At 68.6% G+C, this 24,724-nt stretch carries 23 protein-coding genes and 1 riboswitch; of the genes, 13 read left to right on the forward strand and 10 right to left on the reverse strand.

Going from position 1 to position 24,724, the window contains the following annotated elements; translation table 11 throughout:
* The first annotated feature begins 134 nt into the window (after positions 1-134).
* Positions 135-923: a histidinol-phosphatase gene (hisN, locus tag QTH86_RS26410; protein ID WP_286644257.1), complete on the forward strand. Its 789-nt coding sequence runs from the start codon at positions 135-137 to the stop codon at positions 921-923.
* 47 nt (positions 924-970) lie between these two features.
* On the opposite strand, the gene QTH86_RS26415 is transcribed toward hisN, so the two are convergent.
* Complete coding sequence (locus QTH86_RS26415; protein ID WP_286644256.1) at positions 971-3,181, reverse strand: phosphocholine-specific phospholipase C; 2,211 nt, start codon at positions 3,179-3,181, stop codon at positions 971-973.
* 20 nt (positions 3,182-3,201) lie between these two features.
* Complete coding sequence (locus tag QTH86_RS26420) at positions 3,202-3,393, reverse strand: hypothetical protein (RefSeq protein WP_286644255.1); 192 nt, start codon at positions 3,391-3,393, stop codon at positions 3,202-3,204.
* Positions 3,394-3,594: 201 nt separating this feature from the next.
* Positions 3,595-3,704, forward strand: a riboswitch (TPP riboswitch).
* A 79-nt stretch (positions 3,705-3,783) separates the two neighbouring features.
* Here QTH86_RS26420 and thiC point away from each other — a divergent pair.
* The 4 genes from thiC (at position 3,784) to QTH86_RS26440 (ending at position 9,558) form a co-directional block, all read left to right on the forward strand.
* Positions 3,784-5,658: a phosphomethylpyrimidine synthase ThiC gene (gene thiC, locus QTH86_RS26425; RefSeq protein ID WP_286644254.1), complete on the forward strand. Its 1,875-nt coding sequence runs from the start codon at positions 3,784-3,786 to the stop codon at positions 5,656-5,658.
* A gap of 240 nt (positions 5,659-5,898) precedes the next feature.
* Positions 5,899-6,861 carry an OmpA family protein gene (locus QTH86_RS26430; protein ID WP_286644253.1) on the forward strand — a complete coding sequence of 321 codons (963 nt, stop codon included), beginning with the start codon at positions 5,899-5,901 and terminating at the stop codon, positions 6,859-6,861.
* Between the two features lie 164 nt (positions 6,862-7,025).
* A complete protein-coding gene (locus QTH86_RS26435) occupies positions 7,026-7,664 on the forward strand; it encodes a response regulator transcription factor (RefSeq protein WP_286644252.1) in 639 nt (212 codons plus the stop codon).
* A gap of 55 nt (positions 7,665-7,719) precedes the next feature.
* Positions 7,720-9,558 (forward strand): ATP-binding response regulator, encoded by a 1,839-nt coding sequence (locus tag QTH86_RS26440; RefSeq protein WP_286644251.1) that lies wholly within the window; start codon positions 7,720-7,722, stop codon positions 9,556-9,558.
* A gap of 44 nt (positions 9,559-9,602) precedes the next feature.
* Here QTH86_RS26440 and QTH86_RS26445 read toward each other — a convergent pair whose 3' ends face one another.
* Positions 9,603-10,496, reverse strand: a complete 894-nt coding sequence (locus QTH86_RS26445; RefSeq protein WP_286644250.1) for a CsgG/HfaB family protein — start codon at positions 10,494-10,496, stop codon at positions 9,603-9,605.
* 97 nt (positions 10,497-10,593) lie between these two features.
* Complete coding sequence (locus tag QTH86_RS26450; protein WP_286644249.1) at positions 10,594-11,190, reverse strand: hypothetical protein; 597 nt, start codon at positions 11,188-11,190, stop codon at positions 10,594-10,596.
* A gap of 354 nt (positions 11,191-11,544) precedes the next feature.
* Between QTH86_RS26450 and QTH86_RS26455 the strand changes: the two genes are divergently transcribed.
* Positions 11,545-12,240 carry an HAD family hydrolase gene (locus QTH86_RS26455; protein ID WP_286644248.1) on the forward strand — a complete coding sequence of 232 codons (696 nt, stop codon included), beginning with the start codon at positions 11,545-11,547 and terminating at the stop codon, positions 12,238-12,240.
* A gap of 12 nt (positions 12,241-12,252) precedes the next feature.
* Here the strand turns inward: QTH86_RS26455 and soxR are convergent, their stop codons facing one another.
* Positions 12,253-12,723 (reverse strand): redox-sensitive transcriptional activator SoxR, encoded by a 471-nt coding sequence (soxR, locus tag QTH86_RS26460; RefSeq protein ID WP_286644247.1) that lies wholly within the window; start codon positions 12,721-12,723, stop codon positions 12,253-12,255.
* A gap of 88 nt (positions 12,724-12,811) precedes the next feature.
* Between soxR and QTH86_RS26465 the strand changes: the two genes are divergently transcribed.
* The 7 genes from QTH86_RS26465 to QTH86_RS26495 all read left to right on the forward strand — a co-directional run bounded on the left by QTH86_RS26465 (position 12,812) and on the right by QTH86_RS26495 (position 20,842).
* Complete coding sequence (locus QTH86_RS26465; protein ID WP_286644246.1) at positions 12,812-13,273, forward strand: RidA family protein; 462 nt, start codon at positions 12,812-12,814, stop codon at positions 13,271-13,273.
* Between the two features lie 29 nt (positions 13,274-13,302).
* Positions 13,303-14,244, forward strand: a complete 942-nt coding sequence (locus tag QTH86_RS26470; RefSeq protein WP_286644245.1) for a LysR substrate-binding domain-containing protein — start codon at positions 13,303-13,305, stop codon at positions 14,242-14,244.
* Positions 14,245-14,338: 94 nt separating this feature from the next.
* A complete protein-coding gene (locus QTH86_RS26475) occupies positions 14,339-16,345 on the forward strand; it encodes an aconitase family protein (protein WP_286644244.1) in 2,007 nt (668 codons plus the stop codon).
* A gap of 39 nt (positions 16,346-16,384) precedes the next feature.
* On the forward strand, positions 16,385-17,371 hold the full coding sequence (locus QTH86_RS26480; protein WP_444814116.1) for a Bug family tripartite tricarboxylate transporter substrate binding protein: 987 nt from the start codon (positions 16,385-16,387) through the stop codon (positions 17,369-17,371).
* Positions 17,372-17,378: 7 nt separating this feature from the next.
* Positions 17,379-18,473, forward strand: a complete 1,095-nt coding sequence (gene leuB / locus QTH86_RS26485; RefSeq protein WP_286644243.1) for a 3-isopropylmalate dehydrogenase — start codon at positions 17,379-17,381, stop codon at positions 18,471-18,473.
* A gap of 9 nt (positions 18,474-18,482) precedes the next feature.
* The gene (locus tag QTH86_RS26490; RefSeq protein WP_286644242.1) at positions 18,483-19,157 is read left to right on the forward strand and encodes a glutathione S-transferase family protein; all 675 of its coding nucleotides are present in this window, start codon (positions 18,483-18,485) and stop codon (positions 19,155-19,157) included.
* 89 nt (positions 19,158-19,246) lie between these two features.
* The gene (locus tag QTH86_RS26495) at positions 19,247-20,842 is read left to right on the forward strand and encodes an MFS transporter (RefSeq protein ID WP_286644241.1); all 1,596 of its coding nucleotides are present in this window, start codon (positions 19,247-19,249) and stop codon (positions 20,840-20,842) included.
* On the opposite strand, the gene QTH86_RS26500 is transcribed toward QTH86_RS26495, so the two are convergent.
* Genes QTH86_RS26500 through QTH86_RS26520 form a run of 5 tightly spaced genes read right to left on the reverse strand, consistent with a single transcriptional unit; the run spans position 20,839 to position 24,464 of the window.
* On the reverse strand, positions 20,839-21,663 hold the full coding sequence (locus QTH86_RS26500; protein ID WP_286644240.1) for a VOC family protein: 825 nt from the start codon (positions 21,661-21,663) through the stop codon (positions 20,839-20,841). The two genes, QTH86_RS26495 and QTH86_RS26500, sit on opposite strands and share 4 nt — an antisense overlap.
* A gap of 43 nt (positions 21,664-21,706) precedes the next feature.
* Positions 21,707-22,342 (reverse strand): glutathione S-transferase family protein, encoded by a 636-nt coding sequence (locus QTH86_RS26505; protein WP_286644239.1) that lies wholly within the window; start codon positions 22,340-22,342, stop codon positions 21,707-21,709.
* Positions 22,343-22,352: 10 nt separating this feature from the next.
* A complete protein-coding gene (locus tag QTH86_RS26510; RefSeq protein ID WP_286644238.1) occupies positions 22,353-23,135 on the reverse strand; it encodes a class II aldolase/adducin family protein in 783 nt (260 codons plus the stop codon).
* 31 nt (positions 23,136-23,166) lie between these two features.
* Positions 23,167-23,553 carry a RidA family protein gene (locus QTH86_RS26515; RefSeq protein ID WP_286644237.1) on the reverse strand — a complete coding sequence of 129 codons (387 nt, stop codon included), beginning with the start codon at positions 23,551-23,553 and terminating at the stop codon, positions 23,167-23,169.
* An 8-nt stretch (positions 23,554-23,561) separates the two neighbouring features.
* Complete coding sequence (locus tag QTH86_RS26520; protein ID WP_286644236.1) at positions 23,562-24,464, reverse strand: NAD(P)-dependent oxidoreductase; 903 nt, start codon at positions 24,462-24,464, stop codon at positions 23,562-23,564.
* Positions 24,465-24,724 lie beyond the last annotated feature (260 nt).

Genomic DNA, 24,724 nt, shown 5'->3' on the forward strand with positions numbered 1-24,724 from the left:
TTGTGCAAATAATTGCGTTTGTGCGAATACTGGTAATTTGCAACAATATCCACAAGCACCATCTATGCCACGATCTTGATCGACAGGCATGACAACTCTTTGACAACCTGCGCCGCTTGCGGCTCACCTCCGACATGCCCTACACCGACCCCCTCTCACTCGCCGGCCGTCTGGCCGATGTCGCTGGCACGCACTCGCTGGGCAGCTTCCGTACCCGCCTGCAGGTCGACCTCAAGGCCGACGCCAGCCCGGTCACCCTGGCCGACCGTGCCGCCGAGGCCGCCATGCGTGCCCTGATCAACGAGGAGGCGCCGACGCACGGCATCCTGGGCGAGGAGCACGGCCGCGAGCGCATCGACGCGGCGCATGTCTGGGTGCTCGACCCGATCGACGGCACCAAGAGCTTCATCACCGGTTCGCCGCTGTGGGGCACGCTCATCGCGCTGGTGCACCAAGGTTCGGTCGATCTCGGACTGATCGACATGCCGGTCCTGGGTGAGCGTTGGATCGGCCGCCCCGGCCGGGGCTCGCACTGCAACGGGCAGCCGGTTCACACCAGCGGCTGCACGGCGCTGGCGCAGGCCCGCGTCCTCACCACGTCGCCCGATGCCTTTGCCCCCGATGAATGGGCCGCCTACGATGCGCTCAGTCGGCGTGCCGCGATGCGCCGTTTCGGTGGCGACTGCTATGGGTATGCGCAGCTCGCGGGCGGCCATGTCGATCTGGTGGCCGAATGCCAGTTGCAGCCCTACGACTACATGGCGCTGGTGGGTGTGGTGGAAGGGGCGGGGGGCGTGATCACCGATTGGCAAGGACGCGCGCTGTCCATCCATTCGAACGGGCGGGTGCTGGCGGCCGCGACCGCGGCGTTGCACCGCGAGGCGCTGTCATGGCTGGCGACCGTGCCGGACATCGCCGCCTGAAAAGGAAAACGGCCCGCGCAGGGCGGGCCGTTGCGCTCAGGCCGAACTCACAGCGCGGTCAGGCCCATGGCCGGATCGCTCACCGACGGCTCGCCGGTCTCGACGCGGCCGGCGAATCGGCGGTAGTAGTTCACGTCGGCGTCGCAGGTGACCTCGAAGTCATACCAGCGGCCGCTCCCGGCGAGCTCCCAGTGCTGTTCCGCCGTGGCGCCGCCGGCGACCGTCGAAACCCACGGGCCATCCTCGCGGTAGGCCTTCGCGCGGATGCTGAACTTGGCCGCGTTCTTGCCCGTGTTCGTCATGCTCAGGTAGACGTTGCCGTTGGTGATGTCGTAGCAGACGCGCACCTCCGGCACCGGCGCGTCGCCCGCGCGCAGCATGTTCAGGTCGCCCTTGAAGTGGCGGTGAAAGCCGTTCGGGCCGAGCACCCACAGGTCGTAGGAGCCGTTGTCGGTCGCGGCGTTCCAGGTGTCGTCCAGTGCCTTGCCGGCCTCCACCATGTAGCGGCGCGGCAACCGATTGAGGTGCAGCTTGTCGTAGACGTGGAACACGGCGGCCTGCCGGCCGGTGTTCGAGAACAGCAGCTGTACCGTGCCGCGCGTGGTATCGACCCGCGCACTGGTGTGCAGTTCGTAAGGCAGCGCTCGCGAGGGGCGGGTACCGGTGGTTTGTGTCGGGCGCACCACGGTGCCGGGCAGTGCGATCTGAGTGAGTGCGTCCTGTGTTGCCCGCAGTGTGTCCGCATCCACCTTCGTCGTACGGCCGGCCAGCTTGGGCAGCACTTCGGTGTTGGGCGTCGCGAAGTTGAAGGCGCTCGTCAGGTCACCGCATACCGCGCGTCGGAACGGACTGATGTTGGGTTCCATCACGTTGAAGCGGGCTTCCAGAAAGCGCACCACCGAAGTGTGGTCGAAGGCCTGCGAATTGACCCAGCCGCCGCGGCTCCACGGCGACACCACGTACATCGGCACCCGCATGCCGGGGCCATAGACGCGACCGTCCGGTGTGTCTTGCTCCGTCGTACCGGGCGGGTGAGGATGTGTGAACCGCTCGAACGCCACTTCGGCTTCCGTCAGCGTGGTTTTGCCGGCGGGCGTGCCGTCGGCATTGAGGGACGGCGCTGCGGGTGAAGGCAGGTGATCGAAGAAGCCATCGTTCTCGTCGAAGTTGACGATCAGCACGGTCTTGCTCCAGACCTCCGGCACGGCGGTCAAAGCGTCGAGCACCTCCTGGGTGTACCAGGCGCCCTGTACCGGGCTGGAGGGACTCGGGTGCTCCGAGTAGGTCGACGGTGCGACGATCCAACTGACATTCGGCAGCTTTCGGTTCAGGACATCCTGCTTGAACGTGCCGAGAAAGCCGCCGTCCGGCATGGTGTTGGCGATGCCCTTGTAGAGCGGGTTGCCAACGTTGTCGGACGCCGGGTCATAGGCGGGCGAAACGACGTTGCCGTCGTGACTCACGGGCTTGCCGGACGCCTCGTTGGCGCGCCGGTACTGCTTGAAGCCACACAGCGAGTTGTCGGTGTAGTTCGACGGCATGTTCTGATAAACGATCCAGCTCACACCGGCCTTCTCGAGGCGCTCGGGGTAGGTGGTCCAGTCGTAGCCGCTGGTCGAGGGCCCGATGTCGTCCCATTCGTTGGTGACCATGGCCACATTGGCGGCCGTGGGGCCGTTGGTCCCGGTCCACAGAAAAGTCCGGTTGCTGTTGGTGCCTGTGTGCATCGCGCAGTGGTAGGCATCGCAAAGCGTGAAGGCGTTGGCAAGGGCGAACTGGAACGGCAGTTCGGCCTCCTTGTAGTACCCCATCGATTGCGTGAAGGGCGCCTTCGATGTCTCTTTGTAGAGCGGCCATTTGCTGAGGCGACCACCGTCCCAGGCGTCCTGACCATCGCTCCAGTCGTGCGGTGTGCCCTTGACGCGCAGCGCGTTGCCCTGAGAGCTGTCGAGGTAGTACGGCGACACGATCTGGCCCGCCCGATACTCCTGCTCCCAAACCGTGCGGCCATTCGGCAGTGGGATCGTGAAGCGATCACCGAAGCCGCGCACGCCCCGCATCGTGCCGAAGTAGTGGTCGAAGGAGCGGTTCTCCTGCATCAGGATCACAACGTGCTCGACGTCGTTGATCGTGCCGGTCTTGTTGTTCGCGGGGATGGCCAGGGCGCGGCGGATGCTCGGCGGAAAGGCCGCCAACGTGGCGGCGGCGATGCCGGTGGTGGCGGTGTTGCGCAGGAAGTTGCGGCGGGATGTCGTCATGGTGTGTGCTCGCTAAAGGGTCAGGGCGCGCAGCGCATCTCGGGCTTGACGGTGGTGTCAGGCGTGGTGGGCGCGGTCGGTGTCGTGGGGGTGGCCGGCGTGCTGTCGCTGCCGCCGCCGCAAGCGGTCAGCGTGAGGGTCAGCAGGGCCAGCGCGGCGCCGGCAGCCAGCTGGCGCGGCGTGGTGCGCGACGAAGGCGAGAGAGGTTTCATCGGGGGCTTTCAAAGGGGTGGTCGAGGCGGTGAATCCGGCGAATTGCAGTTGCGTCGAAAGTGCAACCAAATCCACAACTACCATTCGTGCCACGATCTTCATCCGCGTGCGTGACAAGCCTTTGACAGCCGACGAGCGGCAACCGATGTGCGGATCGCGATCACGGCCCTTGCGTCGGCCGTTGCTCGGCCCCTAGAATCCAACCCGCTCCGGGGCGCATGTGTCGACGTGCTGAGATGGCGATTCCTATCGTCGAACCCGCGAACTTGAACCGGTTAGTACCGGCGGAAGAAGAGCTGCAGTTCCCCTGATCCACAGGCCCCGTTTCTTTTGGGGCCATGGGTCCGTCGAGCGATTGCGGAGCACCCTCATCCCACCGGAGTGCCCCCATGAACGCCACCGACAAGTTCGCCTCGCTGCTCACGCTCACGCGCGAGCCCTTCCCCGCCTCCACCAAGTCCGCCATCGTCGGCAGCCGGCCCGACCTGCGCGTGCCCGTGCGCGACGTGGCGCTGACCAACGGCGAGTGCGTGTCGCTCTACGACACCTCGGGGCCGTACACCGATGCCACGGTAGCCATCGACGTGCGCCTCGGGCTGCTCGACGTGCGCGGCGCGTGGATCGTGGAGCGCGGCGATACCGAAAGCTACGCAGGCCGTCAGCTGGCCGCGCTCGACGACGGCGTGAAGGGCGAGGAGAACGCGCGCATCGCGCAGCTGCGTGCCGATGCGGCCGCCCTGCAGCGCACGCCGCGCCGCGCGAAGAGCGGCGCCAACGTGACGCAGATGCACTATGCAAGGCGCGGCATCGTCACGCCCGAAATGGAATATGTGGCGCTGCGCGAGAACGGCAAGCGCGAATGGATGGCCGAGTACCTAGCCAACGAAGAGCGCGCCAGGCGCGTCATGGGCAACCCGATGGGCGCGCGCATCCCGCAGATCATCACGCCCGAGTTCGTGCGCGACGAGGTGGCGCGCGGCCGCGCCATCATCCCCGCGAACATCAACCACCCCGAGGTCGAACCGATGGCGATCGGCCGCAACTTCAAGGTGAAGATCAACGCCAACATCGGCAACTCGGCCGTCACCTCGAGCATCGAGGAAGAGGTCGAGAAGCTGGTGTGGGCGATCCGCTGGGGTGCCGACAACGTGATGGATCTTTCGACTGGCAAGAACATCCACACCACGCGCGACTGGATCGTGCGCAACTCGCCCGTGCCCATCGGCACGGTGCCGATCTACCAGGCGCTCGAGAAGGTGGGCGGGGTGGCCGAGGACCTGACCTGGGCGATCTACCGCGACACGCTGATCGAGCAGGCCGAGCAGGGCGTCGACTACTTCACCATCCATGCCGGGCTGCGGCTGCCCTTCATCCACCTCACCGCGAACCGCATGACGGGCATCGTCTCGCGCGGCGGATCGATCATGGCCAAGTGGTGCATCGCGCACCACCGGGAGAGCTTCCTCTACACGCACTTCGAGGACATCTGCGACATCATGAAGGCCTACGACGTGAGCTTCTCGCTCGGCGACGGCCTGCGCCCGGGCAGTGGCGCCGATGCCAACGACGAGGCGCAGTTCGCCGAGCTGCGCACGTTGGGCGAGCTCACGCAGGTCGCCTGGAAGCACGACGTGCAGACCATGATCGAAGGGCCGGGCCACGTGCCGATGCACATGATCCAGGCCAACATGGACGAGCAGCTCAAGCACTGCCACGAGGCGCCGTTCTACACGCTGGGCCCGCTGACCATCGACATCGCACCGGGCTACGACCACATCGCCAGCGCCATCGGCGCCGCGATGATCGGCTGGGCCGGCACCGCGATGCTCTGCTACGTCACGCCCAAGGAACACCTGGGCCTGCCCGACCGGGACGACGTCAAGCAGGGGATCATCGCGTACAAGATCGCCGCGCATGCGGCCGACATCGCCAAGGGCCACCCGGGTGCGCGCTCGCGCGACGACGCGCTCAGCAAGGCGCGCTTCGAGTTCCGCTGGCAGGACCAGTTCAACCTCGGCCTCGATCCCGACACCGCGCGCGACTTCCATGACGAGACGTTGCCGAAGGACGCCAGCAAGACGGCGCACTTCTGCTCCATGTGCGGCCCGAAGTTCTGCTCGATGAAGATCACGCAGGAAGTGCGCGAGTACGCCGCGCAGCGCGGGCTCGACGAGGGCGCGGCGGTGTTCGACGGCATGCATGCCAAGTCGGCGGAGTTCAAGGCGGCGGGCGGGGAGATGTACATCCCGATCCGGACCGAGTGACCGCAGCTCACCGTACACGCGGCCGCCGATCAGCGCGACTGGTACAGACCGACGCGTCGATCGTCGCGCCCGGCTCTTCAGAACATGGCAGACAAGCCGCACGCAGCGCACGGGTTGACCGCGCATGGCTTTCGTTGGTGACCAAAGTCATCCAACGCCGAACCTTTGCACCCCTAGAATTTTTCGAAGAGCGCCGCATCCGCGGCGACCGCCATTGACTTCAGGGAGCCCTCGGGGACCATGCATCCGATCCATCGCCTCATCCTCTCGGCCTTCGCGGCCCATGCACTGCTCGCCAGCCCGTCGGCGGTCGCGGCGGACGCGGCCGGCGCGAAGGACCATCCGCTGCTCACGCGCTTCAAGGGCGCAGCAATTGCGGAGTACAAGGTCAGTGCGTTCGACGAAGCCGTCTTGCCCGTCAAGGCGATTCCGGCGGTCGACAAGATCGGCGCGGGCGACCTCGCCAAGGTCGAGGGGAAGATCACCCGCATCGGCTACGTCATCGAGGGCGAGAAGACAGCGCTGGAGGTGATGCGCAACTACGAGCAGGCGCTGAGCCGCGGCGGCTTCCAGGTTGTGTTCCAGTGCGCATCGGACGCGTGCGGGCGGGACATGGGCGGATATATCGCCAACAGCGGGAAGGTGATGCCGACGGGCTTCACGGCGAGCTTCGACGAGAAGAGCCGCTACCTGCTCACCCGGCGGTCGGGCCCCGACGGCGATGTGCATGTGCTGCTCTGGGTGGTGGAAGACCCCGCCAACAAGCGGACACTCGCCTACCAGCAGATCGTCGAGGGTCGGCCCATGGCCACCGGGCAGGTCAGCGTGCTCAGCGCATCGGACTTGAAGAAAAGCCTCGATGCCGAGGGCCGCGTCGCGATCTACGGCGTCTATTTCGACACGGCCAAGGCCGATGTGAAGCCCGAGTCCCGACCTTCCCTGGAAGAGATGGCCAAGCTGCTCACGTCGAATCCGGCGCTGCGTATCTACGTTGTCGGCCACACCGACAGCGCCGGTGGGCTCGGCGCCAACCTCGAACTCTCGCAGCGGCGCGCCGAAGCAGTGGCCAAGGCACTGGCCGCGCTCAGGATCGATCCGCAGCGCATGGTGGCCAAAGGGGTCGCCTCGCTCGCGCCACTCGCCAGCAATGCGAGTGAGGCCGGTCGCGCACGCAACCGGCGGGTCGAACTGGTGCAGCAATAGGGTCTGCGCAGCCACGGCTCGCCTCGTCGACAGCACCGGATCGAAAGGTCGGCGCGGTGCGAGGTCGACAGCGGGAGTGACTTTCGTCACCATGACGCGCATGCGAGCCGTCTAACATTGTGGCCATGAATGTGCCCCCATCCGGACGACGCTTCACCATCCTGGTGGTCGACGATCACGAACTGGTTCGTCTGGGGGTGCGTGCGCTGCTTCAGTGCCAGGTGTCAGCGTCGGGCACCACGGTGGAGATCCTGGAGGCGGGCAGCCTGGCCGATGCGCTTGCGCTGTACGAGCGCCACGAGGAGGCGATCGATCTCGTCTTGCTCGACATCGCCTTGCCGGACACGCAAGGCCTCAATGGTGTGACGCAGCTCCATGCGCGCTACCCGGATGCGCGCATCGTCGTCATTTCCGGCACCGGCGCGTCGTCGCTGGCCCAGAACGGCTTGGCGCAGAGCGCATTGGCGATGGGCGCGAGTGCGTTCCTGCCGAAGAGTGCCAACCTGAAGGAAGTGCTGAGTTTCATCCGCGCCTGCGGGGTGCTCGGCAGCGACGTCGTCGACGGCTTGCCCCCTTTGTCGAGCAACACACCGCCGAGCGCGCGCAGCCTGTCCGAACGCGCGTTGCAAGCGCTTTCGCCGCGCCACGTTCCGGTCCTTCAACTGATGCTCGAGGGCAAGAACAACCGGGAGATCGCCGAGGCGGTCCACCTCAGCGAGGGCACAGTGAAGAACTATGTGTCGACGATCCTGCTGCGCTTCGGCGTGCGCTCTCGCGCGCAGCTGATCAGCAGCCTCCGATGAGTGGGGTTCGTACTGCTGGCAGCAGCGCAGCAGCCGACTCCGGGCAGAGATGCAGATGACTAACAGCACAACCAGCGGGCAGACGGAGGTTGCAAGCCTAGAGCAGCGCGTGCTGCGCGAGCACCTGGCGTCGGTCTATACCGGCCACAGTACCGCGATCCTGGCACATCTCGGCTTTACGACGGCCCTGGGCCTCTTTACCTTCTGGCACCAGGGCACTCGATTGCCGCTCTATGGCTTGGCGCTGCTTGCGGTGGTGGACATCTATGTCTTGCTGTTACCACGCTGGAACCCCGACCGGCCTGTGTCCGACAGCCCCTTGTGGGTCCGCCGTTATGCCTTCGCCGTGACGATGGTGAGTGGTGCATCCGCGCCGGTGTCTTTTGTCTTCGTGGCAACGGCCGACCTTGTCGTGACGACAGTGATCACCGTCGTGGTCATCGGCAGCTGGACGCGGGCCGTCCAGGCGCGATGGCCGCTCAAGTCGGCGATGTTCGGCTACGGTATCCCCATGATTTCCGGACTGATCGCAGGGCTGGTCTGGCAAGGGGGAGTCCTGTGCCTGTTCCTTGCAGCATTCTGTACCGTCAATCTGGTGCTCACGCTGCGCTTTGGCGTCCAGCAGAACAAGCGACTGACGGAATCGCTCATCCTGCGCTTCGAGAACGAAGCACTGGCCACCAGCCTGAAGGAGCAGATCGCCATCAGCGAACGCGCCAGCGCCGAGAAGACCCGATTTCTCGCGGCCGCGAGCCATGACCTGCGCCAGCCAATGCACGCCGTCGCGCTGTTCGGCGCCGCGTTGGAAAACGCACTGGTCGACCATCCAGCCGGAGAAAGCGCCGAGCGGCTGATGCGCGCAGTCAATGCCCTGAGTGCCTCGCTCGACACCATGCTCGATGTCTCGCGCCTGGATGCCGGCGTGGTGAGCGCCGATCCGCGTGAGCTGGACCTCGACGTGCTGTTCCAGGCGCTGGACCACACCTTTGCCGGGCCGGCGGAAGAGAAGGGCTTGCAACTGCGTCTGCGCGCCAGCGGGTTATGGGTGCGCAGCGACGTGCAGTTGCTCTATCGAATGCTCTCGAACCTGATCGACAACGCCTTGAAGTACACCCAGCGCGGCGGCGTGAGTGTCACCGCACGCTCGCGCGGCTCGGGGGTGTGGATCGATGTGACGGACACCGGGATCGGCATCGCACCGGAACAGACCAGCCGCGTCTTCGAGGAGTTCTACCAGGTCGACAACCCCGGCCGCGACCGTGCCCGGGGCCTGGGCATCGGCCTGTCGATCGTGAAGCGGCTGTCGCGCCTGCTGGATCATCCGGTGCGGGTGCATTCGCGCCAGGGACGAGGGACACGTTTTTCCGTTCAGCTGCCGCTCGCCGAGGCCGTCGATCATGCGGCCACGGATCTCCTGCTGCAGGGGCTCGAGTCCCAGGTGCGTCATCGCCTCGTTGCGCCGGACCTGGGCGGGCGCGTACTGCTGATCGACGACGAGGCAGAGATCCGGGTGGCGATGACGGAGTTGTTGCGCGCCTACGGCATCGAGGTCGTGGCGGTGGCCGACGAGACGCAGGCCATCGAGGTGCTGACGAGTGCCGAGGCGAAGGCCCGCCCTTTCGTGATTTTGCTGTGTGACTACCGCCTGGCCGATGGTGCGGACGGTCTGGAGGCCGGGCTGCGCCTGTGCGGGCGCTTCCTGCCCTCTTCATCGCTGCTGCTGATCACCGGGGAGACCTCGCCCGAGCGCCTGCTGAGCGCACGAGCCTCGGGTGTGCCGATGCTGTTCAAGCCGGTCAGCGCGACGGCGCTGCTGCGGACGATGGACGCGGTGGTGTCCGCTGGCAAGGCAGGGCCCATGGGGCCGCGCGAGCAGCGGGTTAGACCGGCCTGATTCGCCACCGGCCACGCTGGCCCGTGTCCGGCCGCGTGATGCGACTACTTGCGACGGGGCTTGGCACCCGGTGCGCTGGTCTGCGACGGTGCGGCCGCGCCATCGACGCTCAGGCGGCCGCCGCCTCCGAGCCCCTGGCCCTGAACCGCCTGTGCCTTGTAGCTGCGCAAAGCGCGCACCATCTGGTTGAACGAATCCATGAACGCGGCCGCGATCACCTTGCCCTGCGGGGTGCGGGTGTAGCCACCGACATTGCCGGCGCCCCTGGCGCCGCTGAGATCCAGAAAACCACCGAAATCGGTCTTGGACGCGCTGCCTTCGGCGGCAGCCACTTGCACGCCCGACCGGTTGTCGACCAGGGTCAGCATGGCGGCGGCTTCCTTGGTCTGCACGTTGGCGCTGAGGTTGGCCACGGTGCGGCCCCGACTGCCGCCGAGGAGGCCGCCCAGCGCGCTGCCGAGGCCGCCGGCGTCGCTGTTGCTGAACACGATCTCGGGCGACAGCCCGTAGTCGGACGCGACTATCTGGCCAGCGCCGAAATTGCTGCCGCCGCGCATCTCGCCGGACTGCATCAGCGCCCGCTCGCGCGTCATGGCGTTCATGCCGGCCGCACCGCGCTCGACGACGACGAAGCAGTTGGACTGCTGCACCAGCAGACGCAGCAGATTGGCGGTCGGCGGAAGCTTGTATTCGTTGGTGAGGATGGTGTACCAGCCTGCGTTCACATTCTCGACCAGCGACACGGTGCCGAGTGGCGAATCGCAGCGCTCGAGTGCGGTGCTTTCGCCGGCAGCGGTTCCGCCCGCGGTGGCGCCGGTGGCGACCGTCTTGGCCGACGGGCTGCCCATCTGCATGTCCAGGCCGGGCATGGTCTGGCAGCCGGCGAGTGTCAAGGCCGCGGCCACCGCGGTGGTTGTGGAGATCAGGGAGAGATTCATAGGAGGCATCAGGAGCGAACGGGTCGAGAGCCGTCCAGCAGGAAGAAGAAAGGCGACCCGCAGGCCACGAGCGACGTGGGTGGCGCCGCGGTCGAGGCTATTGGGGCGCATAGGTCATGCGCGTCACCTCGCTCGTGGTCTCGACCCGGTTGCCTTCGGTCGGCACGTACGTCTTCAGCATCTGGCCCCGGTACGGACCTTCGGCCGCGATCCAGGTGGTCGCAGAGGTGACGAACGCCGAGCCCTGGTCGGGCGTGGTGGTGATCACGCTGGCGAAACGGCAGGTGCTGAAAGTGCCCACCGGCGACTGCAGTGTCTCGCGGCCGACGTAGGTGAGGTCCTCGGTGACATTCAGGCTAGTCGTCGAGGCACTGCTCACCGACGTGGAACGTCGCGTCAGCTTGACAGTCTGGCCGGGCTGCATCGCGCGCGGGATCGTGACGGCTGGCGCCTCGGTGGTGGTGACGGTCGAACTGCCCGTGCCGGTGCGTTGTCCATAGCGCACCACGTTCCCGTCGATGAGGTCCTTGAAGATCGTCGCGACGGGCAGCGCGTTCGCGCCGTTGTACATGGTCTGGCCGAAGGCCACCGGATTGGCGCCGGCGAAGGCGTCGCGTGGGCCGGTGGTCACCACGAGCCGCCCGGTGGTCGGATTGCCTCCTGTCGGTGTGGAGCGCAGGTCGTAATCGAGCACGGTGCCGGGGTTGAAGTCCGCTTCGTTGACACACGCACTGGCCGATTCGGAAGTTCCGGGCGCGGGAGCCGGAGCCGGAGCCGGCGCGGGAGCGGGAGCGGGAGTTGGTGCCGGTGTGGTCTGGCCACCGCCATCTCCGCCGCCACCACCACATGCTGCCAGTGCGGCAGCGGCCATCGCCGTCGCGGCGCCCACGCGCCATAGACTTTCTCTCATCCGGGCTTCTCCGTCTCAAGGTTGCTCGATCGACCAGAACGGTCGGCGACGGATATTGGCCCGGAGTGCGCTGGCAAGGGAGTGCCTAAAGTCATCAATCGCAGGCGGTCGAGGTGGGGCGGTTGCTACGATCGCCCCATGACCCTTTCCATTCCTTTCGATGCCGTGCTGTTCGACTGCGACGGCGTGCTGGTCGACTCCGAACCCATCACCAACGGCGTGCTGCGCGACATGCTCGAGGAGCGCGGCTGGGTGCTCACGCCCGAAGAATGCATGCGCATCTTCGTCGGCAAGGCCGTCAAGGACGAGCGCGCGTTGATCGAGGCGCAGACCGGCGCGCCCGTCACCGACGAATGGCTGCGCAGCTTCTGGGAGCGGCGCAACGTGCAGCTCGACCGCGACCTGCTCGAGATTCCCGGCGCGCCGGCGGCTGCGCGCGCGTTGCATGCCGCGCTGGGAGGGCGCATCGCCTGCGCGTCGGGCGCCGACCGCAGGAAGGTCGAGCTGCAGTTGCAGAAGATCGGTCTCTTCGATGCCTTCGACGGCCGCATCTTCAGCGGCCACGAGACGCCACGCTCCAAGCCCTACCCGGACGTGTACCTCGCCGCCGCCGCCGCGCTGGACGTCGACCCGACGCGCTGCGCGGTGGTCGAGGACACGGTGACGGGCGCCACCGCCGGCGTCGCTGCGGGCGCCACCGTGTTCGGCTACAGCCCCGGCGGCCTGGGCCACAGCGGGGCAGAGGCGCTGCGTGCGGCCGGCGTGGTGGAGGTCTTCACCGACATGGCCGCGCTGCCGGCGGTGCTGGCGGCCTGGCGCCCGCGCGCGGCCTGACAGCGCAGCGCCTCAATCCTCGAAGTGCGGCCCCGGCCCTTCCTGCGAGAGCGCATCCTGCGCATTGCGCAGCGGGCAGGCCTTGAGCGACAGGCAGCCGCAGCCGATGCAGCCGTCGAGCTGGTTGCGCAGCTGCGTCAGCGTGCGGATGCGCTCGTCGAGTTCGGCACGCCATTCGCGTGACAGGCGCCGCCAGTCGGTGGCTGTGGGCGTGCGCCCTTCGGGCAGCGCCTGCAGCGCCTCGGCGATCTCTGCCAGCGGAATGCCCACGCGTTGTGCGACCTTGATGAAGGCCACGCGCCGCAGGATCGCGCGCGGGTAGCGGCGCTGGTTACCGCCGGTGCGCGCGGCCTGGATCAAGCCCTTCGATTCGTAGAAGTGCAGCGTCGAGACGGCGACGCCGCTGCGCGCGGCGACATCGCCGACGGCCAGTTCGGGCGCCGGGGCGCGTGTGTCGGGGAGGGGCGTGATTGCAGATGCCATGAAAGGAAGCGCGCCTGTCGAAAGCGCTTGACCTCAAGTTAGGTTGAGATTCGATACTAGCCTCTTCCTCCCGCACTCATCGTTCGCCATGACAACCCTGTCCTTCTTCACGACCACGGTGCCGGCGCCACAGCCGCTGCCGTTGTTCATCAACCCGCCGCGCCTCTACGACCCGCGCCCCAACGGTTACTCGCACGTGGCCGTCGCGACCTCACCGGCCCGTTTCATCTATGTGGCGGGGCAGGGTGGGGAGGATGCGTCGGGCGCGCTGTCGCCGGACTTCGGCGCACAGGTCGACCAGGCCTTATGCAACCTGCGGATCGCCCTCGAAGCCGCGGGCGCCGAGCCGCTCGACGTGGTGCGCCTGGTCGTGCTCGTGGTCGACCACAGCGAAGCACGGCTGGCGGTGCTGAGCCGCGCACTGGCCGTCGCGTGGGGCGACGAGCCGCCGCCGGCCTGCACGCTGATCCCCGTGCCGCGGCTGGCGCTCGACGGCATGTTGTTCGAGATCGAGGCGACGGCGGTGCGGGCGTTGACGCACCGAGCCTGACGGCGACGACGAAAGGTCAGAATGGCGCGATGACCCGCCGCATCGACGCCTACAGCCTCCGCCTTTTCGTCTCGACGGCGCGCGCCGGCTCCATCGTTCGCGGCGCCCAGCAGGAGCACATCGCGCCGTCTGCGCTGTCGCGTCGCATCACCGACCTGGAACATGCCTTCGGCGCGGCGCTGTTCGTGCGGTCGCCGCGCGGCATCGCGCTGACGGATGCCGGCCACCTGGTGCTGGCGCGCGGCGAGCAGATCGACGCTGACCTGCAGGGCCTGGTGCGTGAGGTGCAGACGCTCGACGACGCGGTGCGCGGCAGCGTGCGCTTGCACGCCAACATGTCGGCTGTCATCGGCTTCCTGCCCGAGCGCCTTCAGCCCTTCATGGCGGCCTACGCGCATGTCGAGGTGCAGCTGCAGGAGGAGGACACACGCGACCTGCTGCGGTCCTGCATCGATGACCGGGCGGACGTGGGCGTCGGTGTCGCGCTGCCGGTGCCGGCCGGCCTGGAGGCCTGGCCTTTCGCCGTCGATCCGCTCCAGGTCGTGATGCCGGCAGGGCATGCACTGGCGCGCCGCCCTTCGCTGCGATTCGCCCAGGCGCTCGACCATCCGCTCATCGGCGTGCACAGCGGCGGCGCGCTCGACCGCTCGCTGCACGCGCGGGCCGAAGCCCTGGCGCGCGTGTTCGCCCCCAAGGTGACGGTGAGCAGCTTCGACGCGGTCTGCCGCATGGTCGAGGCGGGTCTGGGCATCGCCGTGATCCCTCGGAGCGCCGCGGCGGCCTATGCGGGCAACCCGCGGTTCGTGCGGCGGCCGCTGGCCGAGCCCTGGGCGGATCGCGAGCTGAGCGTGTATGCCCTGCGCAAGGCGCCGCGCTCGCGCGCCGTCGAGGCGCTCATCGATGCGCTGCGGCTGCCCACGGAGGAGGGCCCGACGCGCAGGCGGGCCCGGCCGCCGCGGACGACGTCCTGAACCCGGGGCCGTGCGCCGGGGCTCGCGCATTTCGCGAGAGCCCCCGTGCCGACTTGGCGCTACCGCCGTGGCACGGTCGCACGGAAGATGGGGCATGCCAGCTTCCACGCCAGCCGGCGCCGCACCGTCGGCGTCTCCCTCGTCGCTGCGGTTCTCGCCGCGCATCCTCTTCCTGAGCTGCGCTGCAGCATCCGTCGAGCGTGCGCTTGCCGGCGACACGCCCGCGCTGGCCGACGCGCTGCCCTTGCGCGACGACGTCTCGACCGACGAGATCACGCCGCTGCCCATCCTCACGCACTACGACGACACGCTGGGCCGCTACCCCTACACCGGCTTTCGCGCGGGCGACCGCACACCGATCGGCATCGACGCCGTCCGCCGCGCCGAGATCGAGGTGGTGGTCGGCGGCAAGCGCTACGGCAAGGGCTCGTCGCGCGAGCACAGCCCGGCGGCGGAGCGCGCCGCCGGCGTGCGGCTGGTCGTGGCCGAGAGCTTCGAGCGCATCTACCGACAGAACGCCGACAACATCGGGCTCTTCACGTCGACCGATTTCTCGCTGATCGAGCGCATCCGCGCGGGCGAGCCGATCGCCGTCGACGACCTGGTGGCTGGCCGCGACGCCCTGGCGGCGGCCATCCTGCGCAACGGCGGGTTGCTGCGCTTCGGTCAGCGCTTCATGCGCCAGATCGACACGGCAGACGACACGGAGGATGCCCGCCCGCGCACCTTGTTCGAGAAGATCGTCTCGCGCCACGCGCTCGGCACCGAGCTGACGCAGGCGCACCCGGCACCGGGCGACGGTGCCTTCGTGCATGCCGACCGCCGCTTCATTCACGAGTACTACACGGGCATGGCCGCGCACATGCTGGCCAAGACCTTCGGCGACGCGCTGGCGCTGCATGCGCCGGAATCGATCGTGGTCTTCGAGGACCATACCTCCTACGTGGCGGAAAGCCCCGCCCATGTGCGCGGCGGCATCGTGCCGAACGTGCACCGCATGGTCGAGGCGCAGCGTGCCTTCGCGGCGCGCTTCGGCCTGCGCACGCACCGGACGCTGACCGAGCGCGAAGCCGCCGCGGACGACGGCCGCCATGTCGCCGGCATCTCGCACGCCATGGTGGCCGAGCACTATGCGCTGCCCGGGCAGCTGGTGGTCGGCACCGATTCGCACACGCCGCACAGCGGCGCGCTGGGCTGCGTGGCGTTCGGCGTGGGCACCACCGACATGGCCAATGCCTTCGTCACCGGCGCCGTGCGGCTCACCGTGCCGCAGTCGCTGCGCATCGTGCTCGATGGCCGCGTGCCCGCGGGCGTGACCGCCAAGGACATCGTGCTGCACCTGCTGGCGCTTCCCTTCATCCGAGAGGGTGGCGGTGTCGGCAAGGTGTTCGAATTCACCGGCGAGGCCATCGCACGACTGTCGACCGACGAACGCGCCACGCTCACCAACATGACGGCCGAACTCGGTGGCTTTACCGGCATCGTCGCGCCCGACGACGAGACGGTGCGCTTCCTGCGCGAACGTCGTGGCGTCGACTTCACGATCGAGCCCTGGATGCACAGCGATGCCGGCGCGCCCTATGCGGCCGAGATCGTGCTCGACGTGAGCGCGGTGCCGCCCATGGTGGCCGCACCCGGCGACCCGGGCAACGGACTGCCGCTGGCCGATCTGGCCGAGCGGCCGCGCATCGACATCGCCTACGGCGGCTCATGCACCGCGGGCAAACGAGAGGACTTCGACCACTACCACGCGGTGCTGCGCTGGGCCGCTGACCGCGGCCTGAAGGTGGCGCCGGGGGTCGAACTGTTCCTGCAGTTCGGCACCACGGCCGTTCGCGACCACTGCATCGCCGCGGGCTACATGGATGCGTTCGAGCAGGTGGGCGCACGGATGCTGCAGCCCTCCTGCGGCGCCTGTGGCAACTGCGGCCCGGGCGGCTCGGTGCGTGCGGAGCAGGTCACCGTCAGCGCCATCAACCGCAACTTTCCCGGCCGCGGCGGGCCGGGGCAGGTCTGGCTTGCCAGTCCGCCCACGGTGGCCGCAAGCGCCATCGCCGGCCAATTGGTGTCCTTCGCGGAGTTGCAGCAGCGACCGCCCTGAAGCCGCATCGATCCATCCCAAAAAAAAGGAGACAGAGACATGAACCACGCAAGCATCACCCAACGCCTCGCCGCAGCCTTCGGCGTCGCCGCGTTGCTCGGCGCATCCTTCACGGCCGGCGCGCAAACCGCCCATGCCGACCGACCCCTTCGCATGATCGTGCCGCTGGCCGCCGGCTCCACCGTCGACGCGGTGGCGCGCGCCCTCGGGCCGGGCTTCGGTCGCGCCACCGGACACCCGGTGGTGGTCGAGAACATCGGCGGCGCGGGCGGCATTCCCGGCACCTCGCAGCTGGTGAAAGCCGCGAAGGACGGGCTGACGCTGGGCATGATCTCGTCGAATCACGTCATCAACCCGGGCATCTATAAGACGGTGCCCTACGACTCGCTCAAGGACATCACGCCGATCGCCGTGATCGCGACGGTGCCATTGGTGCTGGTGGTGCATCCGTCGGTGCCTGCCAAGGACGTGAAGGAACTGATCGCACTCGCGAAAGCCAGGCCCGGCACGCTCAACTACGGTTCGGCCGGCAACGGCAGCACGTTGCACCTGGCGTCGGAGCTGCTCGTGAGCGAGACGGGGATCGAGATCAAGCATGTGCCTTACCGCGGCACCGGTCCGCTGGTGACCGACCTGGTCGGCGGCCAGGTGCAGATGGGCTTCGTGTCGATCTCGCAGGTGGCGTCGCACATCAAGGCCGGCACGCTGCGCGCGCTCGGCGTGTCGACCACGTCCCGCTCGGCCGCGTTGCCCGACGTGCCGACGCTGGCCGAGGCTGGTGTGCCCAAGTACAGCTTCGACGCGTGGATCGCGCTGGTCGGCCCGGCGGGCCTGCCCAAGGCCACCATCGACAGCTACGCCGCCGCGGTGAAGACCGCGATGGCCGCGTCCGAACTGCAGAGCGCGCTGGCCGGCCAGGGCCTGACGCCGATGTCGATCGGTCCCGACGCTGCACCGGCTTTCTTTCAGGCTGAGCTGGCCAAGCACCAGAAACTGGTGAAGCAGTCCGGCGCCACGCTCGACTGAGCGCCGCATGACGCGCATCGCCGTGCTGCCGGGCGAGGGCATCGGCCCCGAGATCGTCGCGCAGGCCCGCAAGGTCTTCGAGGCCTTGCGGCACTTCGGCTTCGAGGCGGAATGGGTCGAGGGGGCGGTCGGCGGCATGGCCTACGAGATGCACGGCGATCCACTGCCCGCCGCAACCGTCGCACTCGCGCGCGGTGCCGATGCGGTGCTGTTCGGCGCGGTGGGCGACCCGCGCTTCGACCACCTCGAGCGCGCGCTGCGGCCCGAGCGCGCCATCCTCGGGCTGCGCCGCGCACTGGGGCTCTACGCCCAGCTCAAGCATGTCTGCGTACCGCCAACTCTCGCCTCGCTCTCTCCGCTACGCGATGAGCGAATCGCAGGCCTCGACCTGCTGGTGGTGCGCGAACTCGATGGCGATGTTTACACCGGTCAACCCCGCGGCCGGCGTGCGGCACCCGGCGGACCCTTCACCGGCCAGCGCGAAGGCTTCGACACCATGCGCTATGCCGAGGGCGAAGTGCGTCGCGTCGCGCGCATTGCGTTCGAGGCGGCGCGTGCGCGGCGCGGCAGTCTCGCCAGCGTCGACAAGGCCAATGTGCTCGAGACCTCGGGCCTGTGGCGTGCCGTGGTCAGCGAGATGGCGGCGGACTACCCGGACGTGACGCTCACCCACCTCTACGCCGACAACGCGTTGATGCAGTTGATCGCACAGCCCACACGCTTCGACGTGATCGTGACCGGCAACCTCTTCGGCGACCTGCTGAGCGATGCGGCATCGGTGCTCACGGGCTCGATCGCGTTGTCCGCATCCGCGCTGCTGGGCGACGGGCCGCGCGGCATGTACGAGGCGGGGCACGGCACCGCGCTCGACATTGCGGGGCAGGACCGCGCCAACCCGATCGCCTGCGTCCGCGCGGTGGCGCTCATGCTGCGGCATTCGTTGGGCCGCGCCGACCTGGCGGTGCGTGTGGAAGACGCGGTGTCTGCGGTGCTCGTGGGCGGCCTGCGCACGGCCGACATGGTGCAGGCCCCAGGAACGCGCTGCGTCGGCACCGAGCACATGGGGAATGCCATCGTGGCGGCGTTGCATGCAGGTGGCTAAATTCGTCGCATGATCGTTCTTCACCACTGCGTCAGCGCCCGGTCCTTTCGTCCGCTCTGGATGCTCGAGGAGCTCGGCGCGGTGTACGAGTTGCGCATGCTGCCCTTTCCACCGCGCGTGCTGGCGCGCGCCTACCTCGGCATCAACCCGCTCGGCACCGTGCCGCTGCTGGTCGATGGCGAGACGCGCATGACCGAGTCCGCCGCGATGTGCCAGTACCTCGCCGAACGCTGCGACCCCGAAGGAACGACGGGCCTGGCCGTGCGGCGCGACGAGCCGGCCTACGGCATGTGGCTCAACTGGCTGCACCACGGCGAAGCGACGCTGACCTTTCCGCAGACCATCGTGCTGCGCTACGGCCGCTTCGAGCCCGTCGAGCGCCGCCTGCCGCAAGCGGCGGACGACTATGCCAAGTGGTTCATCGCACGCCTGCGCGGCATCGAGGCCGCATTGACCGGCAACGACTGGCTCTGTGCAGGCCGCTTCACTGCGGCCGACGTCTCGGTGGGCTATGCCTTGCTGCTCGCGAGCCACCTCGACCTGGTCCACCGCTTTCCGCCGAACGTGGCCACCTACTGGGGGCGCCTGCAGCAGCGCGACGCTTTCGGCCGCGCCATGGCCGCGCAGGCCGCCGCGGCGACCGGGCAGGGCGTGTCGGTGGAGCCATCGCCCGGCCAGGGCTGACCCTGACAGGCGATTGACGCCCGCGGCGCTTCGCACCACAGTGCGCGGGCGCCACCGCTTTGTCTTCGTGCGGCGCACCCAGGAGTCCCATGACCCAGATCGGAAAACCACCCTGCGATGACGCCATCATCCGCAGCGGTCGCGACGTCGCCGCACCCTGTTCCGACGCGGCCAAGCGCGGCATCCTGCTGGCCGCCATCCTCGGCTCGAGCATGGCTTTCATCGACGGCACCGTGGTCAATGTCGCGCTGCCGGCCATCCAGCGCGACCTGCACGCCGATGCCTTCCAGGCGCAGTGGGTGGTGGAGTCGTATGCGCTCTTCCTCGCGGCGCTGCTGCTGGTCGGCGGCTCGCTCGGCGACCACTTCGGCCGGCGCCGCATCTTCGCCGCCGGCGTCGCGCTGTTCGCGGTCGCGTCGGCGGCGTGCGCCGCGTCGGCCACGGTGCAGCAACTGATCGCCGCGCGTGCGGTGCAGGGCATCGGCGCTGCGCTGCTGGTACCAGGCAGCCTGGCGCTCATCAGCGCGTCCTTCCCCGAAGGCGAGCGCGGCAGGGCGATCGGCACCTGGTCGGGCGCGAGCGGCATCACGGCCGCCATCGGCCCGGTCATCGGCGGCTGGCTGGTCGACCAGTATTCGTGGACCTGGGCCTTCCTCATCAACGTGCCGATGGCGGCGGTGGTGCTGTGGGTGGTGTGGCGCCGCGTGCCCGAAAGCCGCAGCCCGTCGGAAAGCGGGCTCGACACATGGGGCGCGGTGCTCGCGACGGTCGGCCTGGGCGGCATCGTCTACGCCTTCATCGAGGCCCCGGTGCAGCAGTGGCACGCGCCCGCGGTGATCGCGGCGCTGCTCATCGGCGTGGCGGCCAGCGCGGCCTTCGTGTGGGTCGAGTCGCGCGCCCGGGCGCCGATGCTGCCGCTCGACCTGTTCACGCGCCGCAACTTCGGCGGGGCGAATGCGTTGACGCTGCTGCTCTATGCGGCGCTTGGCGGTGGCCTGTACTTCTTCCCGCTCAACCTGATCCAGGTGCAGGGCTACTCCGCCACGGTGGCGGGCGCGGCGCTGCTGCCCTTCATCGTCATCATGTTCCTGTTCTCCGCCAAGGCCGGGCAACTGGTCGACCGCTTCGGCCCGCGCCTGCCGCTGGTCGTCGGGCCGGTCATCGCCGGTGTCGGCTTCGCGTTGTTCGCGCTGCCGGGCACGGGCGCGAACTACTGGACAGCCTTCTTCCCTGCCGTGGTGGTGCTGGGCATCGGCATGACGATCACCGTCGCGCCGCTCACCACCACCGTGATGAACGCGGTCGGGCCCGACCTGGCGGGCATCGCCTCGGGCGTGAACAACGCGGTGTCGCGCACGGCGGCGGTGCTGGCCGTTGCCGTGTTCGGCCTGGTCATGGCGATGGCCTTCGATGCGAGCCTGGCGACGGGCCTGCGCGACATGCAGGCCTCGCCCGAACTCGTCGCCCACCTGCAGGCGCAGCGCAGCCGGCTTGCCGCCGCCGAGCCGCCCGCCGGCCTCGATGCGGCGAGCGCACAGGCCGTGAAGGTCGCGGTCCATGGCGCCTTTGTCGCGGGCTTCCGGTGGGTGATGGGCATCAGCGCGCTGCTGGCCCTGTTGAGTGCGGTGAGCGCGTGGCTGTGGATCGGCGGCAAGCCGGCGCCGGGCGCGGCGGAAAAATCCTAGCGGCCGTCGTCCGACTCGAAGCGGATTTGCGCGCCGTGCGTCCGTGCGATGTCGAGGACCTGGCCGGCCCGTGCGGTGTCGGCACGCCGCAGCACCAGCGCCGAGGGGCCTTCGCCGCGCGATGCGAGGCGCCGCGCGATCGCGTTCGGCGATGCGGCGCCCGAACCGGTCGCCGACGACAACACCAGCGTGCTGCTGCCGACGGTGATCCGCGCATGGCGCAGTCCGCTGCCGGGCTCGGTGACCGCGGTGCCGATCTGCGCATCGGAGGCGGCCTCACCGAACAGGGCGCGGTAGCGTGCCAGGCTGGTGTCGAGGTCGTGCACGGCAATGTCCAGTCGCGCTACCCCGATGGCGCCGTTGGGGTGTACGCGCGCCGCGCCTTCCGGCACGCGCAGGGCGCGGGGCGTGATGTCGCCGCACAGGAAGGGCAGGTCGGCCGACGCGGGGCGCGCGGTCTGCCACTGCAGGCGCTCGCCATCGGGCCGCAGGCGGCCGCCGTCGAGCGGGCCTTCGAGCACCAGCCCACGACGCGCGGCGCCCGCCACCGTCTCGGCCGTGTCCTGCGGCAGCAGCGCGAAGTCGACGATGCCTTCGCCGTGGCGCTGCAGCAGCGGCCACCAGCGCTCCTGCGGCGCGGGGGACTTCCAGGCGATCAGCTCGAGATAGCTGCCGTCGGCGAAGACGACCAGCGCGTTGTGCGTCGGACGGCCGGGATGGTCGCCGCCGCGCAGCACCTGGAAGCCGAGTGCGGTGTAGTCCGCGATGGCGGTTTCGAGGTCGAGGACGGCGATGACGACGTGGTCCAGCGGCAATGACATGGTGGCTTTCGTGGGGCGAGGAACGATGGCGAAGAGGAGCCGTCTAGAACGCGACCATCACGTGGTCGCGGTACGCCGGCCGCGCCTGCAGCCGTTGGTACCAGGCCGTGACGTTCGGCAGCGGTGGGCGCGGGATGTCGAGTTCGAAGTAGCGGTACAGGCAGGTGCCGGCCGGGATGTCGGCCAGCGTGAGCCGGTCGCCCTCCAGGAAGTCGCGCGTCTGCAGGCGGGCGTCGAGCAGCTGGAACGATGCCGCGCACTGCGCAATGCTCCGTTCGACCAGCGCCGGGTCGCGCTGTGCCTCCGGCGTGCGGCACAGCGGCATGAAGATGCCGTCGATGAGGGCGGGCTGCAGGCGGCTCAGCGACCAGTCCATCCAGCGGTCGCGTTGCGATCGGCCCGCCGCGTCGGCCGGCCAGAGCACGTCGTCGCCGTGGGCTGTGCCGTAGGTCGCCGCCAGGTAGCGCAGGATGCTGTGCGACTCCCACACCGCCGTGCCGTCGACGTCCTGGATGACCGGCACCCGGCCGTGCGGGTTCAGCGCCAGGAAGTCGGGTTGGTCGATCCCCCCGAAGCTGCCGCCGGCCGGCACGTGCCCGTGCGGCAGGCCGAGCTCGCCGATCAGCCACATCACCTTCTGCACATTGAACGCGCTGCGCCGTCCCCAGACCTTGAGCATGCCGATGCCTTCAGCAGTTGTAGTCGCCGCCGTCGCGGTCGAGCAGCCGCAGCAGCGCGGTCCATTCGCGGTCGAGGTGCACCGTGTCGAGGTAGGCGTAGTCGTCGTGCTGCTTGGCGGCGTGCTCGCACACCTCGGGCGAGGGCAGCACGTACTTCTGGCCCATCGACAGCGTCTGCACCTGGATCTCGCAGGCGCGGTTCAGGTAGAACATGCGCGTGAAGGCCTCGGCCACCGAGCGCCCCGTGGTGAGCAGGCCGTGGTTGCGCAGGATCAGGTAGTGCGCGTTGCCCATCGACTGCACGATGCGCTGGCGCTCGTCGAGGTCGAGCGAGATGCCCTCGTAGTCGTGGTAGTTCACGCGGTTGTAGAACTGCATGCTGATCTGGTTGAGCGGCAGCAGCCCGCATTCGAGCGCGGCCACGGCCATGCCGGCATTGGTGTGCAGGTGCACCACGCATTCGACGTCGGGCCGGCTCTGGTGCAGCGCGCTGTGGATGGTGAAGCCGGCGGCGTTCACCTCGAAGCGGTCGTCGCCGATCGGGTTGCCGTCGACGTCGATCTTCACCAGGCTCGACGCGGTGATCTCGTCGAAGAACCAGCCGTGCGGGTTGATCAGGAACTGGTCGTGCCGGCCCGGCACGCGCACCGAGATGTGTGTGTAGATGAGGTCGGTCAGCGCGAACTTGGCGGCCAGCCTGTACGACGCGGCGAGCTGCGTGCGCACGGCCCATTCTTCGTCGCTGATGTTGCGCGGCTTGCGGTTGCGGTGCGGATCGGTGGTGGAAATCATGGCGGTGTCCGTCGGTGGGAAGGAAGTCGGTTCAGGGCAGCAGGGCCGTCGCCACGATCTCGACCCGGAAGTCCGGGTCGGCGAGCTCGACCTTGCCGCAGCAGCGCGTCGGTGTCTCGCCGGGCACGACCCAGGCGTCCCACACGGCGTTGAGGCCGGCGAAGTCGCTCATGGAGGCAAGCCAGATCTGTGCCGTGACCAGGCGGTCGCGGGTGGTACCGGCCTGCGCGAGCAGGTCGTCGATCTTCTGCAGCACCTGGCGTGTCTGGCCGCCGATGTCGAGCGTCTTGTCGTCGGCGACCTGGCCGGCCAGGTAGACCATGCCGCCGGCGATCACGGCGCGGCTGCGGCGGGCGTTCTGGTCGAGGCGCACGATGTCGCGCGGGGTCGATTCGGTGGTGGGGGTGGGCGTGGTCATTCGATGCCTCAGGTGTTCTGGGCGACGATGCGCCGGCAGTGCGCCAGCGCGGCTTCGCCGAGGTTGGCATTGGCTTCGGGCGTGCGGAAGGCCGAGTGCGCCGACAGCGTGACGTTGGGCAGCGTCGTGAGCGGGTGGTCGGCGGGCAGCGGCTCGGTGACGAACACATCGAGGCCGGCCGCGCGGAGCTTGCCGGCACGCAGCGCGTCGACCAGCGCGTCCTCGTCGGTCAGCGCGCCACGCGCGGTGTTCACCAGGATCGCGCCATCGCGCATCGCGGCGATGCGCTCGCGCGACAGGAAGCCGCGCGTCTCGTCGTTGAGCAGCAGGTGCAGCGACACCACGTCGCTGCGCGCCAGCAGCTCATCGATATCGACGAACTCGACGCCCGCGTGCTGCTTGGGCGAGCGGTTCCAGGCGATCACCTTCATGCCGGCGCCGGTGGCCAGGCGCGCCAGTTCTTCGGCGATGCCGCCGAAGCCGACCAGGCCCAGCGTCTTGCCGGTGAGCTGGACCGCCTCGGTGCGCAGCCACTGGCCGGCGCGCATGCCGCGGTCCATCAGCGCGAAGCCCTTGGCCGCTGCCCACATCAGCGAGAAGGCGCACTCGGCCACGGCCGTGTCGCCATAGCCCTTGATGGTGTGCACGCTGATGCCGAGCGTCGCGAGTTCTTCCACGTCCATGTAGCTGCGCGCGCCGGTGCCGAGGAACACGACGTGCTTCAGGCCCTGGCATTCGCGCGCGATCGCGGTCGGCAGGAAGGTGTGGTCGACGATGGCGATCGGCGCGCCGGCGAGCAGGGCGGGCAGCTCGGCCGAGGTGATGTCGGGCTGCCGGTTGATGTGCAACGGCAGGTCGTCGGCGCGATGCAGGCTTGAAAACACTGCGGAGAGCGTGGGATTGGCGTCCACGAAAGTCGCCCGCCATTCCCCAAATGGGGGACTGGCGGGGGCGGCAGCGGCATGGGAAACGGAAGACGTCACGGGCTGGTTCTCCGGGAAAAAGAGGGGGCTGGATCGGTGAAAAGATGCGAACCAAATCGGTGCGCATCCTCATGAAAACGTGCGGAAAGCATATCGCTTGTCAGCATACAAGGCAATAGTTATAGTCTGTATACAGGGCGGAGCGCAGGCGTTGCATGTTGCAAGGACCGCTTCGTCGCACCACTCTT

Origin of the sequence: Variovorax sp. J2L1-78 (assembly GCF_030317205.1) — a bacterium.
Taxonomy (GTDB): Bacteria; Pseudomonadota; Gammaproteobacteria; order Burkholderiales; family Burkholderiaceae_C; genus Variovorax; species Variovorax arabinosiphilus.